Below are 17637 nucleotides of genomic sequence, written 5' to 3'. Positions count from 1 at the left end.
AAAGATGAATTAGGATGTTCAAAAGTCCATTATGGCGCTGCAAAAGCTCAGTTTGCGCTGACAAGTGCCCAGATTGTTTCCGAATGTCATGAACACCCAGACTGGTCAACCTTCACTCGAATTCGTGTCTTGCCCCCACCCAGAGGGCCAGCACCGCATGGCCTATTGGCGCTGGGGCGATGCGCAAGCGCGCCATGTGGTGGTGTGCGTTCACGGCTTGACACGTCAGGGCCGCGACTTTGACCGCCTTGCACAGGCGCTGATCGAAAAAGGCCCCCATCCCTTGCAAGTCATTTGCCCCGATGTGGTGGGGCGGGGCCGCAGCGAGTGGCTGAGTCAGCCTGCCGGTTACCAAATTCCGCAATACGCAGCGGACATGTTGGCCTTGCTGGCGCAATTGAACACGCAATTGGGCGCTGAAAACCCCTTGCAAACCCTTGACTGGGTGGGCACCAGCATGGGCGGCTTGATGGGCATGGTGCTGGCCGGACAAGCGGGTTTGCCACTGCCTGTGCCCATTCGTCGCCTGGTGCTGAACGACGTGGGCCCGGCCATCACCTGGAGTTCGGTGGAGCGCATGCAAAGCTATGTGGGCCAATACGGCCAGTACCGCGACCTGGATGAGGCCGCTGCCGCCATGTGGGCTTTGTCACAAGGTTTTGGCCCTGTGCCTGCCGCGCTGTGGCGAGAGATGTCGGCGCACATGCTGCGCCCCGGCACCGCTGGGGCCGTGACCTTGCATTACGACCCGGCCATTGGCGTGCCTGTGCGCGCCATGACGCCCGAGGCAGCAGCCGCTGGCGAAGCGGCACTTTGGACTTTGTATGACCAGATTCAGGCCAAAACGCTGTTGATCCGTGGTCAAGACTCTGACTTGCTCACAGCGGAAACCGCCACCGCCATGACACAGCGCGGCCCCCATGCCCAGCTGGACACCTGGCCTGGCTTTGGCCATGCGCCTACCTTGACGGGTGACGACCAGATTGCGGTGGTGAGCCAATTCTTGCTTAGCGCTTGAGACCATGGTCAGCCCCAGCTCTAGCCATTCCGCCAGCCCGATGTCGCCATCGGGCCGTCTGCACGCGCCGCATGTTCATTCGCCTGCATTGCCGCCCGTGATGCTGGCCACAGCCGATGCGTCCGAACAGGCTGAAACCCTGGCCAAAGCCCGCGCCTTTGCCGAGCCCTTGATCGCTTGTGAAACGCTGGACACCGGAGAAAACATCCTGGCCCACGCCGATGCGGTGGCTGCGATCCTGGCCGATATCGGTGGCTCGGTCGCCATGCAGGCGGCCAGTTACCTGGTCTATGCGTGTCCGCATCTGAACAAGCCCGAAGAGGTGATCGCCAAGGCCTTTGGCCCCCATTTGGCGCAACTGGCCATGCAAACCAACCAACTGGTGCATGTGCAGCGCTTGTCCCGAACTGCTGAGGCGAATACCCAAGGCCCAGACAACACGCCTCTCAGCCCCCGGTTGCAAACCGAGAACGTGCGCAAGATGCTGCTGGCATTCAGCCGCGACTTGCGCGTGGTCATGCTGCGCTTGGCCTCGCGCCTGCAAACCCTGCGCCATTACGCGGCCACCAAATTGCCGGTGCCACCGGCATTGGCCAGCGAGTCCTTGCAGGTGTTTGCGCCCCTGGCCAACCGCTTGGGCATCTGGCAAATCAAATGGGAAATGGAAGACCTGTCCTTCCGTTTTCTGGAGCCCGCCACCTACAAAGACATTGCAAAGCTGCTGGACGAAAAGCGCACCGAACGCGAAAAATACATGGTCGATCTGCGCCAGCGCCTGCAGCAAGCGCTGGCCAACCAAGGCATTCAGGCCGTGGTTGAAGGCCGCCCTAAACACATTTACAGCATCGTGCGCAAAATGCGCGGCAAGTCGCTCAGCTTTGACCGCGTGTTCGACATCCGCGCACTGCGTGTGGTGGTGCCCAGCGTGGCCGATTGTTACCAGGTGCTCAGCTGGGTGCATGAGCATTTCACGCCGATCTCTGAGGAGTTTGATGACTACATCGCCAAGCCCAAAGCCAATGGCTACCAATCGCTGCACACCGTGGTCCGCGACGCCGATGGCGGCCCCATCGAAGTGCAGATCCGCACCCAATCCATGCATGAACATGCCGAGCACGGCGTGGCAGCGCACTGGGCCTACAAGGAGGCCGGGGCCAAAGGTTATGCAGGGGTCTCGGCCAACAGCGATTACGACACCAAAATTGCCGTGCTACGGCAGTTGCTGGCCTGGGAGCGCGACCTGTCGGGTGCCGCGCAGGGGCAAGCACAAGACAAAGGCCTGTTTGACGACCGCATCTATGTGCTGACGCCAGACGCCGCGGTGGTCGAGCTGCCGCAAGGCGCCACGCCCATCGACTTTGCCTACACGGTGCACACCAATCTGGGCCATCGCTGCCGGGGTGCCAAGGTCGACGGCGCGATGGTGCCGCTGAACACCCAACTGGCCAATGGCCAAACCGTGGAAATCACGGCCATCAAAGAAGGGGGCCCTTCGCGCGATTGGCTCAACCTTGAATTGGGCTACCTCGCCAGCCCGCGAGCCCGATCCAAAGTGCGGGCTTGGTTCAATGCGCTGGTCAGCGAAGAAACCATCTCCCGAGGTCGTGAGGCGGTCGAAAAATTGCTGCAACGACTGGGACGAACCGCCATGCGTCTCGAAGACCTGGCCAGCCAGCTGGGTTTCAAATCGGCCGAGGGTTTGTTTGACGTCGTGGGGAAGGACGAATACTCGCTGCGCAACATTGAGGTCTTGCTCAACCCGCCCGAGCCTGCACTGGAGCCAGACGAGTACTTTCAAAAGAAGTTCAAGGGGGCTGTTGCGCGCAAATCACCCTCGGGTGTGCTGGTGGTGGGGGTGGACTCATTGCTCACACAACTCTCGCGCTGCTGCAAACCCGCGCCGCCTGATGCGATTGGCGGCTTTGTCACGCGTGGCAAAGGCGTGAGCATCCACCGACAGGATTGCAGCAATTTCAGGGAGCTGGCCTCGCGCCATGGCGAACGCGTGATAGACGTGCGCTGGGGCGACAACAAAGGCCCTGATGCCTCGGTTTATCCGGTGGACGTGGCAGTGGAGGCTTTTGACCGTCAGGGCCTGCTGCGTGACATTTCCGAAGTCTTTGCCAAGGAAAAGATGAACGTGATCGGTGTGCAAACCCAGTCTGTCAAAGGCACCGCCTGGATGACCTTCACCGTGGAAATCAACGACGCCGTGACTTTGAACAAGGTATTGGGCAGTGTGCGGGGGGTCAAAGGGGTGAGGGCCGCACGGAGGCGCTAAAACAAGTCAAATTGAAACGGGCCCCGAAAAAGACGTTTTTTTGACGCTATAATTCAAGGCTACAACAGGCGCGTAGCTCAGTTGGTTAGAGCACCACCTTGACATGGTGGGGGTCGCTAGTTCGAATCTAGTCGCGCCTACCAAATTTTTTGGTAGATAAATCAAGCACTTAGCGGAAACGCTCGGTGCTTTTTTTTCGTTCATGCGCCCAAAAATGCGCGTTCTCCGACACTTTTCCGCCACTGGCTTGAACTCTGCAGCTTGTCCAGTGCCCATACAGGCCTGAACAGCTGGGCGTTAAGGCTTGTCTACCGCTTTGATCGCGTGTGACTGCAACTGCGCCAATGTCACAAATGCCAGTGCCCGTTCGTGCGTGCATTCCAGAACAACAGGCGGTGCAACGCCAGCATCCAGGGCTTCTTTCCATCGGGTGGCGCACAGGCACCAACGGTCGCCTGCTTTCAAGCCGGCAAAGCGGTACTCAAGGCGGGGCGTGATGAGGTCATTGCCCCGGGCCAGCGAAAAGTCCAGAAATTCTTGCGTGACTTTGGCGCACACCACATGGCTGCCTTGGTCGTGGTCGTCCGTGTTGCAGCAGCCATCCCGGTAATACCCGGTCAAAGGGTCGTAGGAGCAGGGGACCAGCGCCTCCCCCAGAACGTTGCGTGCGTTGTCGCTCATGGTGCTTGGTGTTTGAATGACGGCTCAGGCGGCAACCATGCCCTGGTGCCGCAGCAAGGCATCCAGGCTGGGCTCGCGGCCCCGGAAGGCTTTGAACGATTCGAGCGCAGGGCGGCTACCGCCCGCTTCCAGAATGGCCCGGCGATACAGGCGACCTGTCTCTACGCTGGGCGTGCCGTCGGCCGCAGCGGTTTCTTCAAACGCGGCGTAGGCATCTGCGCTCAGCACCTCGGCCCATTTGTAGCTGTAATAACCTGCCGCGTAACCGCCCGCAAAGATGTGGCTGAAGGTGTGGGCCATGCGGTTGAATGCGGGCGGTTGCATGACGGCCACTTCGCTGCGCACCTGGCTGAGCAGCGGCATGAAGTCTTGCGCGGGGTCGTGTTCGGCATGCACCAGCATGTCGAACAGCGAAAACTCGATCTGCCGCAGGGTTTGCAGGCCGCTTTGGAAATTTTTGGCGGCCAGCATCTTGTCGAACAAGGCCCGCGGCAGGGGCTCGCCGGTGTCCACATGGGCCGTCATGTGGCTCAGCACCGACCATTCCCAGCAGAAGTTTTCCATGAACTGGCTGGGCAGCTCGACCGCGTCCCACTCGACGCCGCTGATGCCCGAGACATCTCGCTCGTTCACTTGGGTGAGCATGTGGTGCAGGCCGTGGCCAAACTCGTGGAAGAGGGTGATCACGTCGTCGTGGGTCAGCAAGGCGGGCTGTCCGTTCACGCCTTCGGCAAAGTTGCACACCAGGTGCGCCACCGGTGTTTGCAGCACGCCGGTGTCAGGGCGCTGCCAGCGGCCGCGCACGTCGTCCATCCACGCGCCGCCGCGTTTGCCAGCGCGAGCCGGTGGGTCGAGGTAGAACTGGCCCACCAGTTGGCCGTCGCGCTCGATGCGGTAAAACGCCACGGCGGGGTGCCAGACCGGGGCCTGGTCGGGGTGGATGCTGACTTCAAACAAGGTCTCGATGATCTTGAACAGCCCGGCCAGCACCTTGGGCGCGGTGAAATACTGCTTGACCTCTTGCTCGCTGAAGCTGTAGCGCGCTTCCTTGAGTTTTTCGCTCAAGTAGGGCACATCCCAGGCGTTCAGCGGGCCGGTGATGCCGAGGGCGTTGGCCGCGAATTCGCGCAGGTCGGCCAGGTCTTTTTCGGCAAAAGGACGGGCTTTGAGTGCCAGGTCGCGCAAAAAGGCGGTGACTTTTTCGGGCGACTCGGCCATTTTGGGCACGACCGACACCTGGGCGTAATTGTCAAAACCCAGCAGCTGCGCTTCTTCCTGACGCAAAGCCAGAATCTCCTGCATCAAAGCGGTGTTGTCGAATTGACGGGCCTCTTCGGGGGCCTGGTCAGAAGCGCGGGTGACATGGGCTTTGTAGAGCTGCTCGCGCAATGCGCCGCTGTCGGCAAACTGCATCACGGGCAGGTAGACCGGCATCTTGAGACTCAGTCGGTGGCCCTCTTTGCCTTCTTTTTGGGCGGCATCGTGGGTGGCTTGCACCACATCGGCGGGTACACCCTTGAGCTGGTCTTCGCTCACATACAGGGCAAAGCTGTCAGTGGCATCGAGCGTGTTTTCGCTGAACTTTTGCGTGATTTCGGCCAGCCGCTCTTGGATGGCGGCGTAACGTTCTTTGGCCGCGCCTTGCAGCTCGGCACCGCCCAGCACAAAGGCGCGCAGGGCGTTTTTGTGGGCTTGGGTTTGCTCGGCATTCAGGCTGGTGGGGTCGATGGCCTTGTATTTGGCGAACAGGCGTTCGTCGCTGCCCAAGCGGGTCCAGAACTCGGTCACTCGGGGCAGGACAGCGTTGTAGGCGGCACGCAATTCGGGCGTGTCGGCCACGCTGTTGAGGTGGCTCACCGCGCCCCAGGCCATGCCCAGACGCTCGGTGCTCACATCCAGGGTGCGGGCGATGGCTTTCCAGTCAGCCGGAAAGTCGTCTGCCGTGACTGTTTCAAGGGCCTGGTCGGCAGCGGCCAGCAGTTCGTCCATGGCCGGAGCCACATGCGCGGGGGCAATGCGGTCAAACAGGGGCAAGCCGGAGGTGTCGAGCAAGGGGTTGGTCATGGGTTTTCCAGAGACAGGGAGATCAGGGGCGACAGATATTGAAGACATGGATCCCGGGTCAAGCCAGGGATGACACATTAGTTGGAGGCGCGTTCGGCCGCTTCAAGGGTGTTGACCAGCAGCATGGTGATGGTCATGGGGCCCACGCCGCCGGGCACGGGGGTGATGTGGCTGGCGACTTCTTTCACGCCTTCAAAGTCCACATCGCCACACAGCTTGCCTTCGTCGTTGCGGTTCATGCCCACATCCAGCACCACCGCGCCGGGCTTGACCATGTCGGCCGTCAGCACATTCCGTTTGCCCACGGCCGCCACGATCACGTCGGCTTGCAGCGTGAGGGCCTTGAGGTTTTGGGTGCGCGAGTGCGCTACCGTCACAGTGGCGTCTTTTTGCAGCAGCATCAGTGCCATGGGCTTGCCCACGATGTTGCTGCGGCCAATGACCACGGCGTGTTTGCCGCGCAGGTCGTAGCCGATGCTTTCCAGCATCTTCATGCAGCCATAAGGCGTGCAAGGCCAAAAGCCGGGCATGCCGGTCATCAGGGCCCCGGCACTGGCGATGTGAAAGCCGTCCACGTCCTTGGCCGGGCTGATGGCTTCGATCACCTTTTGCGCGTCGATGTGGGCAGGCAGGGGCAGTTGAACCAGGATGCCGTGGATGCTCGGGTCGTTGTTCAGTGCTTCCACGCGGGCCAGCAAGTCGGCCTCGGTCATGGTGGCTTCGTATTTCTCGAGCACCGAATGCAAACCACTGTCTTCGCAGGCCTTGACCTTGTTGCGCACATAAACCTGGCTGGCCGGGTTGTCGCCCACCAGCACCACGGCCAGACCCGGGGTGACGCCTTTGGCCTTGAGGGCCTGGGCGCGGGTGGCCACTTCGGTGCGCAGTTGTTTGGACAGGGCATTGCCGTCGATGAGTTGTGCGGTCATGTTTGAAAACTCGAAAGGTCAGAGAAAAAATGCAAAACGCCCGACGGATGCGGGCGTTTCAGGTGTGGCGGCGTGGATCAGGCCTTGGGCGCGTTTTGCCCCAGAGCGATCTTGAGCAGGTCGGCCACCGTGTTGGCGTTGAGTTTTTCCATGATGTTGGCGCGGTGCGCCTCTACCGTCTTGATGCTGATGCCCAAATCGTCGGCGATTTGCTTGTTCAGGCGACCGGCCACGATGCGCTCCAGTACCTGAGCTTCGCGACCCGTCAGCTTGGACAGCAGCGCGTCGCGGCTGGCGGCTTGCTGATAGCCTGCAAAAGCTTCACGGGCTTCGTCCAGCATGCGCTCAACCAAACTGAGCAGTTCTTCTTCTTTGAACGGTTTCTGGATGAAATCCATCGCGCCTTTTTTCATGGTGTTCACCGCCATGGGCACGTCGCCGTGACCGGTGATGAACACGATCGGCAGGGGTGATTTGCGCTCGATCAGGCGGTCCTGCAATTCAAGGCCGGTCATGCCGCCCATGCGGATGTCGGCAATCAGGCAGGCTACTTCACGGGGATCGTAGCGGCTGATGAAAGATTCGGCGCTGTCAAAGCAGCGCACACGGTAGTCTTTGCCTTCGAGCAACCACTGCGGGGAGTCGCGCACCGCTTCGTCATCGTCAACGACATAAACAGTGCCTTTTTTCGGAATCAAACTCATTCATTTACCCCGGTGGGTTGTTGTGTGGTCAAAGTGGTTTCGACCGGAATCCAGAAGGAGAACCGGCAACCGGTCACCTCGCCGGCATTGTAGAGGTTCTCGGCAGCGATCCTGCCTTGGTGCGACTCAATGATGCTGCGGCACAAATTCAGGCCAATGCCCATGCCCTCAACCTTGGTCGAGAAAAATGCTTCGTAGACCCTTTCAATGTCTTCCGGAGGCAAGCCCTTGCCCGTGTCCGTGACTGAGAATTCCACCACCGACTGCTTGTCGATCTGCTTGGGCACGATGCGCAATTCGACCTGGCGCTGACCTGGTGAGCGGTTGGCGTTGTCGATGGACTCGGCTGCGTTTTTCATCAGGTTAATCAACACCTGCTCAATCAGGATCGGGTCCACCATGAGCTGGGGCAAGCGGGCGGCCACATGGTGGCTCAGGCGCACATGGCGTCTGCGCATTTCGATTTCGGCCAGCTCCAGCGATTCACTGACCATGGCTGACACATCCGACAAGGTCCGGTTGGGCTCGCTGCGCTTCACAAAACTGCGGATGCGCAAAATGATCTGCCCGGCGCGTTGGGCTTGCCGTGCGGTTTTGTCCAGCGCAAACAAGAGGTCTTCTTCTTTGACCTGTTTGGCCTGGATGCGAGAAATCATGCCGCTGCAGTAGTTGCTGATGGCCGTGAGCGGCTGGTTCAACTCATGCGCCACACTCGAGGCCATCTCGCCCATGGTGATCAGGCGGCTGGCGGTCTGGGCACGTTCCGCTTGCTGTGCGGCCAATTCTTCGGCCTGACGGCGTGGCGTGATGTCGCTGGCAATCACCATTTGCGCCAGGCGGCCATCGGCCCAGTTGATGTAGCGAGAACGCACTTCCAGCCATTTGCCCAGCTCAGAGACAAAAATTTCGGCGTTTTCCGAAGTGGCCACGGTCAGGCTTTCGGTGGGCAAGCCCACCATGTCGTCCACCTCATCCATGGGGTCGGCCGCATGGCTGGCGCCCGCTTGCTGAACCAACCGCAAATGACCTTGTGTGTTTTGTCCAAACCACAGCCGGTAAAGTTTGTTGGCAAACAGCAGCTCCTCGCTGCCCAAGGGGGCCACCGACACCGAAGCGTCCAGCGCTTCCAGCACGATGGTGAAGCGCTCATGCGAGCCCGCCAGCTGCTCCCGGATCCGGTTGGGCTCGGTGATGTCGGTCATCGACGTCATCCAGCCCGTTTGCTTGCCAGTCGCATCGATCAAGGGCGACACGTACATCCGGGCATCAAACAACTGGCCGTTTTTGCGCTTCACACGCACCTGAAAGCCTCCCGCCGAATGCTGACCGCTGATTTCTTCTTCGAGTCGGGTCATCAGCAGTTCCCGGTCCTGGTCAGGCCAGTAAGGGAAGGGGGCCACCGCGCCGACCAGATCGGACTCGCTCCAGCCGGTCATCTGGCAAAAAGCAGGGTTCACATAAGTGATGCGCCCGCGCAGGTCCAGCGCACGCATGCCGGTGAGCATGGAGTTTTCCATGGCGCGGCGGAAATTGGTCTCGGCCACCAAGGCTTTTTGCGCCTGTATGCGCCTGCGGGTGTGTCGCCAGTTGCCGATCAGCATCCAGGCGGTCATGACACTCAAGACACCAACCAACCAAAACAAGCCACCGCCCACCAAGCCTTGCGAAGTACGCCAAGCCTGTGCACGCAAGATCAGGTCGTTGCCCACAGGCGACACGGGCACTTCGTAATCGTTGTTGGGCTTGTCACTGCCGGGCAGCAAGCTCCACAGCGCAATGCGCCCGGGAATGGTTTGGCCCGCCAGCAAATGGCCTTTGCCGTCTTGCAAAGCCACCGCGTACTTGGCCAGCACCTCGGTAGGAATGCCGTAACGCAGCAAGCCCTCCATGGTGTATTCCGCCAGGATCACACCGCTGAAGCGCCCTTGGTCGTTGCTCAACGGGGAGTGCAGCTGGAGCACCGCCATTTGAGCGTCTTTGTCGGCATCGGCGTCGACTTTGCCGTAGATCGGCTGCATCAGATCACGCGCCAGGCTGAAGTGGCTTTCTGTTTCGCTCACTTTGAGCACCGTGCCAGCCCGCAGATGCTGGCTGGGCGAAATGCTGGAAACACTTTGGTTGGCAATGATGCGCCGACGGTCGTCAATCCAGGTCAGCGACATGAATTCCGGGTACTGCTGCACCATCGCTTCAGCCCGCGAAAGGAATTGGTCGGGGCGTATTTCCTTGTTGGAGACATCACGCGCCAAGCGCATGACCTGCTCTTGTCGCTCCAGCAAGCGCAGACGCAGGCGTTGCTGCGCATATTCCACATCCCGCTTGATGGCTTCTTGCTCGCGTTCAATCTCTTCGACACGCAGATACCAAAAAGCACTGGCAATAGCCGCCAAAAATAGCACCACAGCGGCCACCGGTGCCAGATTGGCAAATCGGTCTTGTCTATTCGGGGACTGGCGTTGCCACCATGTGCGCCACCACGCCCAAGGCCCGACTTTTTTGACCACCGATGCTGCTCTGTTCAATTCCATGCCGCTGAGTTTAGGTGACAACCCTTGCGTATTTGCACTGAAGGGCTGTTTGCAAGGTGCCAAAATACCCGTCATTTTTCACAATACAAAACATGTAAGCACAATTTGAAATTCATCAAAATATATGTGAAAATTCGGGCATCATTTCGCAACAACACCAATAGGAGACAAACATGACAGCGGCAACACCTCAACAGCCGGCTCTGGACATGGACAGCCAAGAGACCCGTGAATGGATGGACGCACTGTCCGCCGTGATTGAAAAAGAAGGCGGCCAACGCGCGCATTTCTTGATCGAGCAATTGCTCGAGCACGCCCGCGAAAACAGCATCGACATGCCGTTCTCGGCCAACACGGGTTATGTGAACACCATCGAACCCGATCAAGAAGCGCATTGCCCCGGCAACATCGAGATCGAAGAGCGCCTGCGCGCCTACATGCGTTGGAACGCGATGGCGATGGTGGTCAAGGCCAACCGTCACAACCCTGAAGACGGCGGCGATTTGGGCGGTCACATCGGCTCGTTCGCCTCGCTGGCCCACATGTTTGGTGCGGGCTTTAACCACTTCTGGCACGCCGAAAACGAAAACCACGGCGGCGACTGCCTCTACATCCAGGGCCACGTGTCGCCCGGCGTGTATGCCCGCGCTTATCTGGAAGGCCGACTGACAGAAGAGCAGTTGCTCAACTTCCGCCAGGAAGTCGATGGCAAAGGCCTGTCGAGCTACCCGCACCCCAAACTCATGCCAGAGTTCTGGCAGTTCCCCACCGTGTCGATGGGCCTGGGCCCATTGATGGCGATCTACCAAGCGCGTTTCTTGAAGTATTTGCACGCCCGTGGCATTGCCAACACCGAAAACCGCAAGGTCTGGGTGTTCTGCGGCGACGGCGAGATGGACGAAGTTGAATCCCTGGGCGCGATCGGCCTGGCCGCACGCGAGAAGCTGGACAACCTGATCTTTGTCGTCAACTGCAACCTGCAGCGCCTGGACGGCCCGGTGCGCGGCAACGGCAAGATCGTGCAAGAACTCGAAGGCGAATTCCGTGGCTCCGGCTGGAACGTCATCAAGCTCCTGTGGGGCAGCGAGTGGGACAAGCTTTTGGCCCGCGACAAAGACGGCGCTTTGCGCAAGCTGATGATGGACACGCTGGACGGCGACTACCAGGCCTTCAAAGCCAACGACGGCGCTTACGTGCGCAAGCATTTCTTTGGCCGCGACCCTCGCACGCTGGAGATGGTCGCGCACATGAGCGACGACGAAATCTGGAACCTCAAGCGCGGCGGTCATGACCCGCAAAAGGTGTATGCCGCTTACCACGAAGCAGTGAACACCAAAGAGCAACCCACCGTTTTGCTGATCAAGACCGTCAAAGGTTTTGGCATGGGCAAAGCCGGTGAAGGCAAAAACAACGTCCACCAGACCAAAAAACTGACCGACGAAGACATCCGCTATATGCGCGACCGCTTCAACATCCCGGTGCCAGACAGCGAACTGGCCAATGTGCCGTTCTACAAGCCTGCAGACGACACGCCAGAAATGAAGTACCTGCACGAGCGCCGCAAGGCCTTGGGCGGCTACTTGCCGCACCGCCGCACGAAAGCCGAAGAAAGCTTCACCGTGCCGTCGCTCGACATCTTCAAATCGGTGATGGAGCCCACTGCCGAAGGCCGTGAAATCTCCACCACCCAAGCGTATGTCCGCTTCTTGACCCAACTGCTGCGCGACCAAGCCCTGGGCCCACGCGTGGTACCCATCTTGGTGGACGAAGCCCGCACATTCGGCATGGAAGGCCTGTTCCGCCAGATCGGTATCTACAACCCTGCGGGCCAACAGTACACCCCGGTCGACAAAGACCAGGTCATGTACTACAAGGAAGACAAAGCCGGTCAGATCCTGCAAGAAGGCATCAACGAAGCTGGCGGTATGTCGAGCTGGATTGCAGCTGCCACCAGCTACTCCACCAGCAACCGCATCATGGTGCCGTTCTACGTGTACTACTCGATGTTCGGCTTCCAACGCATTGGCGACTTGGCTTGGGCGGCGGGCGACATGCAAGCGCGTGGCTTCTTGCTCGGCGGTACATCCGGCCGGACAACGCTCAACGGCGAAGGCTTGCAGCACGAAGACGGTCACAGCCACATCATGGCCAACACCATCCCCAACTGCGTGTCTTATGACCCGACCTTTGCACACGAAGTCGGCGTCATCCTGCACCACGGTTTGAAGCGCATGGTTGAGAAGCAAGACAACGTCTTCTATTACCTGACGCTGCTGAACGAAAACTACGCCATGCCCGGCCTGACGCCCGGCACCGAAGAACAGATCATCAAGGGCATGTATTTGTGCAAGCCGGGTGCCGCTGGAGACAAGCGCGTGCAACTGCTGGGTTCGGGCACCATCCTGCGCGAATCCATTGCCGCACAAACCCTGCTGGCCACCGACTGGGGCATCCAAGCCGACGTGTGGAGCTGCCCAAGCTTCAACGAGCTGACTCGCGACGGTCAGGACGCCGAGCGCTTCAACTTGCTGCACCCGCTGGAAACACCCCGTGTGCCGTTCGTCGGCCAACAGCTGGCCAAGCACAGCGGCCCTGTGGTGGCATCGACCGACTACATGAAGGCCTATGCCGAGCAGATCCGTCCTTTCATTCCGAAAGACCGCACCTACAAAGTGCTGGGCACCGACGGTTTTGGCCGCTCCGACTTCCGCAGCAAGCTGCGCGAGCACTTCGAGATCAACCGCCACTACATCGTGATCGCCGCCCTCAAGGCGCTGAGCGAAGAGGGCAAAGTGCCTGTGGCGCAGGTGGCCGAAGCCATCAAGAAGTACGGCATCAAAACCGACAAGATCAACCCGCTGTACGCATAAATCCGGGAGACAAACATGGCATTGGTAGAAGTACAAGTCCCGGACATCGGGGATTTCGATGAAGTGACCGTCATTGAATTGATGGTCAAAGTGGGCGACACCGTCAAAGCCGAGCAATCGCTGATCACGGTCGAGTCCGACAAAGCCTCGATGGAAATTCCGTCGAGCACGGCGGGCGTCGTCAAGGAAATGCGCGTCGCTTTGGGCGACAAGGTCAAGCAAGGCTCGATCGTGCTGGTGGTGGAGGCCGCTGGTGCGGCTGCTGCACCAGCGGCTGCACCTGCTGCTGCGCCGACTGCTGCAGTGGCTGCACCCGCAGCCGCGCCCGTGGCTGTTGCGCCAGTGGTTGCGGCATCCGGCCCCGTGCAAGTGTTTGTGCCCGACATTGGCGACTTCAAAGACGTGGTCGTCATTGAAGTCATGGTCAAGCCTGGCGACACCATCAAGGTCGAGCAATCGCTGATCACGGTCGAGTCCGACAAAGCCTCGATGGAAATCCCGTCTTCGGCGGCTGGCGTGCTCAAAGAGCTCAAAGTCAAAGTGGGCGACACGGTCAACATCGGTGACCTGCTGGCCGTGGTGGAAGGCACCGTGACTGCTGCACCCGCAGCGGCTGCTGTTGCAGCTGCCCCTGTAGCCGTGGCTTCGGCCCCGGCCGCTGCACAAACGCCTGTGGCGGCGGCTGCCGCTGCCGTGGTCGCACCCGCCCATGCCCCCGGCGGCAACACCGTGGGCTTGCCCCACGCGTCGCCCTCGGTGCGCAAGTTCGCCCGCGAGCTGGGTGTGCCGCTCGACGAAGTCAAAGGCTCTGGCCTCAAGGGTCGCATCACGGCCGATGACGTCCAAACCTTCACCAAAGCCGTCATGTCTGGCGCTGCGCAGACCAAAGCGCAAGCGGCCAAGGCTCCTGCGGCTTCGGGCGGTGGTGGCTCCGAGTTGGGCCTGATCCCCTGGCCCAAGGTCGACTTCGCCAAGTTCGGCCCCATCGAGCGCAAAGAGATGGGCCGCATCAAGAAGATCAGCGGTGCGAATTTGCTCCGCAACGCCATCATGATTCCGGCCGTCACCAACCACGACGATGCCGACATCACCGACCTCGAAGCCTTCCGCGTCTCGACCAACAAAGAGAACGAGAAGAGCGGCGTGAAAGTAACGATGCTGGCGTTCTTGATCAAGGCTTGTGTGGCCGCGCTCAAGAAATACCCAGAGTTCAACAGCTCGCTCGATGGCGATGCACTGGTCTACAAAAACTACTGGCACATCGGCTTTGCCGCTGACACGCCCAATGGTTTGATGGTGCCGGTCATCCGCGATTGCGACAAAAAAGGCGTGCTGCAAATTAGCCAGGAAATGGGCGAGCTGGCCAAGAAGGCGCGCGACGGCAAACTCGGCCCCGCAGAAATGACGGGCGCCACCTTCACCATCTCCAGCCTCGGCGGCATTGGTGGTAAGTACTTCACGCCCATCATCAATGCACCCGAAGTGGCCATTTTGGGTGTGTGCAAGAGCACCATGGAACCCGTTTGGGACGGCAAGCAGTTTGTGCCTCGCCTGATGCTGCCCCTGTCTTTGACATGGGATCACCGCGTCATCGACGGCGCCGCAGCGGCACGCTTCAACGCGTTCCTGGGTCAAATCCTCAGCGACTTCCGTCGCGTTCTTCTCTAAGGATTTGAAATGGCACTGATTGATATTCAAGTCCCCGACATTGGTGACTTCGACGAAGTCACCGTGATCGAGTTGATGGTCAAACCCGGCGACACCGTCAAGGCCGAGCAATCGCTCATCACCGTCGAGTCCGACAAGGCCTCGATGGAAATCCCATCCTCCCACGCTGGTGTTGTGAAGGAACTCAAAGTCAAGCTCGGCGACAAGGTCAAACAAGGCTCGGTGGTGTTGGTCCTGGAAGGCGAGGGCGCTGCGACAGCCCCAGTAGCTCCTGCTCCAGCGGCCGCACCTGCTGCTGCCCCTGTGGCCGCAGCCCCCGCACCCACAGCCTCATCCTTCGGCGGCTCTGCTGACATCGAGTGCGATGTGCTCGTGTTGGGCGGTGGCCCTGGCGGTTACTCAGCTGCATTCCGTGCGGCTGACCTCGGCTTGAATGTCGTCATCGTTGAGCGCTACGCCACCTTGGGCGGCGTGTGTTTGAACGTGGGTTGCATTCCATCCAAAGCCTTGCTGCACGTCGCAGCGGTGATGGACGAAGTGGCTCACATGGCCGACCTCGGTGTGGACTTCGGTACACCCGCTGTCAACATCGACAAGCTGCGCGGCCACAAAGAAAAAGTCATTGGCAAACTCACCGGCGGCTTGGCTGCCATGGCCAAGATGCGCAAGGTCACCACCGTGCGCGGCTTGGGCCAATTCGTGGGCGCCAACCACCTCGAAGTGAGCGAGACCACGGGCACTGCACAAGAACAAAACGGCAGCAAAAAAGTGATCGCTTTCAAGAAGGCCATCATCGCTGCAGGTTCGCAAGCCGTACGTTTGCCTTTTATGCCCAACGACCCCCGCGTGGTCGACAGCACTGGTGCTTTGGAACTCAAAGAAGTGCCCAAGCGCATGTTGATTTTGGGCGGCGGCATCATCGGCCTAGAAATGGGCACCGTTTACAGCACGCTGGGCGCACGCCTGGACGTGGTGGAAATGATGGACGGCCTCATGCAGGGCGCTGACCGCGACTTGGTCAAGATCTGGCAAAAGATGAACGCCAAGCGCTTTGACAACATCATGCTCAAGACCAAGACCGTGTCCGCACGTGCCTTGCCCGAAGGCATTGAAGTCACGTTTGCACCGGCAGAAGAGGGCGGCACAGCCCCCGCGCCGCAGGTGTACGACCTTGTGTTGCAAGCCGTAGGCCGCACGCCCAACGGTAAAAAACTCGCCGCTGAAAAAGCAGGCGTGTCCGTGACCGACCGTGGCTTTATTAACGTGGACATTCAAATGCGCACCAACGTGCCGCACATCTTCGCCATTGGCGACATCGTTGGCCAGCCCATGTTGGCGCATAAGGCGGTGCACGAAGCACACGTGGCAGCCGAAGTGATTGCGGGCGAACTGCAAGGCAACAAAGAGCTGGCAGCCGCTGCGTTCAACGCACGCGTCATCCCAAGCGTGGCCTACACCGACCCCGAAGTGGCCTGGGTGGGCCTGACCGAAGACCAAGCCAAAGCGCAAGGCATCAAGGTGAAAAAGGGCTTGTTCCCTTGGACCGCCTCGGGCCGCGCCATTGCCAACGGCCGCGACGAAGGCGTGACCAAACTGCTGTTTGACGATTCGCCAGAGGCCCACGGCCACGGCAAGATCTTGGGCGGCGGCATGGTGGGCACGCACGCGGGCGACATGATTGGCGAGATCGCTCTGGCCATCGAGATGGGCGCAGACGCTGTGGATATCGGCAAAACCATCCATCCACATCCCACGCTGGGCGAAAGCATTGGGATGGCGGCAGAAGTGGCGCACGGTAGCTGCACGGACTTGCCGCCTAGCAAGAAGTAAACGCTTCGCGTTGCATCCCAAAAAGCCCAGACAGGAAACTGTCTGGGCTTTTTTATTCTGCGAAGGTTTTTTTATCACCGCATTCGATGCGGTGATTAGGCTGCGTATTCACCGCACTCAATGCGCCCCAAGGTAACACCCCTCAGCCCGCTCCCCATCCACTTCATCACCTTCTTCGCGGCACAGCGCAGCAATCAAGGCAAGGTTGGCCACCTGGCCGGGTAGCAGCAGCTCTTCATTGGTCCAGCGCTTGACCAAGTGGCCATTGGCCACGCCGCCGGTATGTGGGGCTTGGTAGGCGCGGCGGTGTTGCATGGTGATGCCGCTGTTGGCGTTGGCAATAAAGCGGCTTTCGCCCAAGGCCCAAGGTTCAAAGTAGGCATTGGCGGCGGCATCCACTTGGCGGAAGTAGCTGCGTGCGCCTTCGGCGTTGAGCTTCTTGCGCACGGTGCGCGTGATGAGGCCTTGTAGGTGGTCTAGCGCGGCGTAGTCCATCTGGCTCAAGGCTTCGGGGCTCATGTCTTGAGTGGCCAGTGCGGCTGTGGCGGCCAGCTCGGCGGGTAACACATGCACCATGGCTTTGACCACGTCGTGATGGGGCGCTACAGCGGTGGCTACGCCGCGTGTTTGCGGCTGGATGGGGCAGCGAATTTCCACAAAGCGCGGCTTGATGGGGCCCGTGCAGCCGTCGTGGTGGTAATACTCGCCTTGGCTCAGCCGCCCTTTGCTGGAGCGCCCGCGCACATCGCGGTAGGTGGGGTGTTGGGTGTGTACATTCAGGCACACCACCAAGCCCGTGGCATCGACCAGCTTGTAAAAGGCTTCGCGCCATTCGGGCAACAGCAGTTTGTCGTGCAGGTAGTCGCTGGGGGCCGCTACTTCGGTGCCGACTTCGCCTTCAATCACCAGTACAAAGGGCTTGGGCCTGCGCACCCGCCACAAGGCATTTGCAAATTTCAGCACCGAGCTGGCAGAGGCAGTGGGTGAGACGGCGTTGTGGCCGGTGAGGTCAAACATGGGAAAGATTCAGTATACGGACGGGCTCAGACAGGGAGCAGGAGGGA

At 60.0% G+C, this 17637-nt stretch carries 11 protein-coding genes and 1 tRNA gene; 6 read left to right on the top strand and 6 right to left on the bottom strand.

Translation table 11 applies throughout. The annotated features are described in order from the left end of the window. Positions 1-88 precede the first annotated feature (88 nt). The 3 genes from B9Z37_RS00475 (at position 89) to B9Z37_RS00465 (ending at position 3442) form a co-directional block, all read left to right on the top strand. A complete protein-coding gene (locus B9Z37_RS00475) occupies positions 89-1018 on the top strand; it encodes an alpha/beta fold hydrolase (protein ID WP_108311114.1) in 930 nt (309 codons plus the stop codon). Between the two features lie 40 nt (positions 1019-1058). After that, the gene (locus tag B9Z37_RS00470; protein ID WP_108311113.1) at positions 1059-3299 is read left to right on the top strand and encodes a RelA/SpoT family protein; all 2241 of its coding nucleotides are present in this window, start codon (positions 1059-1061) and stop codon (positions 3297-3299) included. Between the two features lie 66 nt (positions 3300-3365). Continuing rightward, a tRNA-Val gene (locus B9Z37_RS00465) sits at positions 3366-3442 on the top strand. Between the two features lie 154 nt (positions 3443-3596). On the opposite strand, the gene B9Z37_RS00460 is transcribed toward B9Z37_RS00465, so the two are convergent. From B9Z37_RS00460 to B9Z37_RS00440, 5 genes are all read right to left on the bottom strand, one after another. Then, positions 3597-3980 (bottom strand): DUF2237 family protein, encoded by a 384-nt coding sequence (locus tag B9Z37_RS00460; RefSeq protein WP_108311112.1) that lies wholly within the window; start codon positions 3978-3980, stop codon positions 3597-3599. Positions 3981-4004: 24 nt separating this feature from the next. After that, on the bottom strand, positions 4005-6044 hold the full coding sequence (locus B9Z37_RS00455) for a M3 family metallopeptidase (protein WP_108311111.1): 2040 nt from the start codon (positions 6042-6044) through the stop codon (positions 4005-4007). Between the two features lie 77 nt (positions 6045-6121). After that, positions 6122-6973: a bifunctional methylenetetrahydrofolate dehydrogenase/methenyltetrahydrofolate cyclohydrolase FolD gene (gene folD, locus B9Z37_RS00450; RefSeq protein ID WP_108311110.1), complete on the bottom strand. Its 852-nt coding sequence runs from the start codon at positions 6971-6973 to the stop codon at positions 6122-6124. A 77-nt stretch (positions 6974-7050) separates the two neighbouring features. Further along, positions 7051-7677 carry a response regulator transcription factor gene (locus tag B9Z37_RS00445; protein ID WP_108311109.1) on the bottom strand — a complete coding sequence of 209 codons (627 nt, stop codon included), beginning with the start codon at positions 7675-7677 and terminating at the stop codon, positions 7051-7053. Further along, entirely contained in the window at positions 7674-10205 is a 2532-nt protein-coding gene (locus B9Z37_RS00440; protein WP_108311826.1) for a PAS domain-containing sensor histidine kinase, read from the bottom strand. The genes B9Z37_RS00445 and B9Z37_RS00440 overlap by 4 nt, the downstream gene beginning before the upstream one ends. Before the next feature lie 173 nt (positions 10206-10378). Here B9Z37_RS00440 and aceE point away from each other — a divergent pair, with 173 nt between their 5' ends. From aceE to lpdA, 3 genes are read left to right on the top strand one after another with little or no spacing between them, the layout of a single operon-like run. Continuing rightward, the gene (aceE, locus tag B9Z37_RS00435; RefSeq protein ID WP_108311108.1) at positions 10379-13075 is read left to right on the top strand and encodes a pyruvate dehydrogenase (acetyl-transferring), homodimeric type; all 2697 of its coding nucleotides are present in this window, start codon (positions 10379-10381) and stop codon (positions 13073-13075) included. Between the two features lie 15 nt (positions 13076-13090). Further along, a complete protein-coding gene (gene aceF, locus B9Z37_RS00430; protein WP_108311107.1) occupies positions 13091-14743 on the top strand; it encodes a dihydrolipoyllysine-residue acetyltransferase in 1653 nt (550 codons plus the stop codon). A gap of 9 nt (positions 14744-14752) precedes the next feature. Next, positions 14753-16573: a dihydrolipoyl dehydrogenase gene (lpdA, locus tag B9Z37_RS00425; RefSeq protein ID WP_108311106.1), complete on the top strand. Its 1821-nt coding sequence runs from the start codon at positions 14753-14755 to the stop codon at positions 16571-16573. Positions 16574-16690: 117 nt separating this feature from the next. Here the strand turns inward: lpdA and B9Z37_RS00420 are convergent, their stop codons facing one another. After that, on the bottom strand, positions 16691-17590 hold the full coding sequence (locus B9Z37_RS00420; protein ID WP_108311105.1) for a hypothetical protein: 900 nt from the start codon (positions 17588-17590) through the stop codon (positions 16691-16693). Positions 17591-17637 lie beyond the last annotated feature (47 nt).

Origin of the sequence: Limnohabitans parvus II-B4 (assembly GCF_003063455.1) — a bacterium.
GTDB classification, from domain to species: Bacteria; Pseudomonadota; Gammaproteobacteria; order Burkholderiales; family Burkholderiaceae_C; genus Limnohabitans_A; species Limnohabitans_A parvus.
Note: the sequence above shows the minus strand (reverse complement) of the source record. Positions and strands in the feature narration are given on the sequence as shown.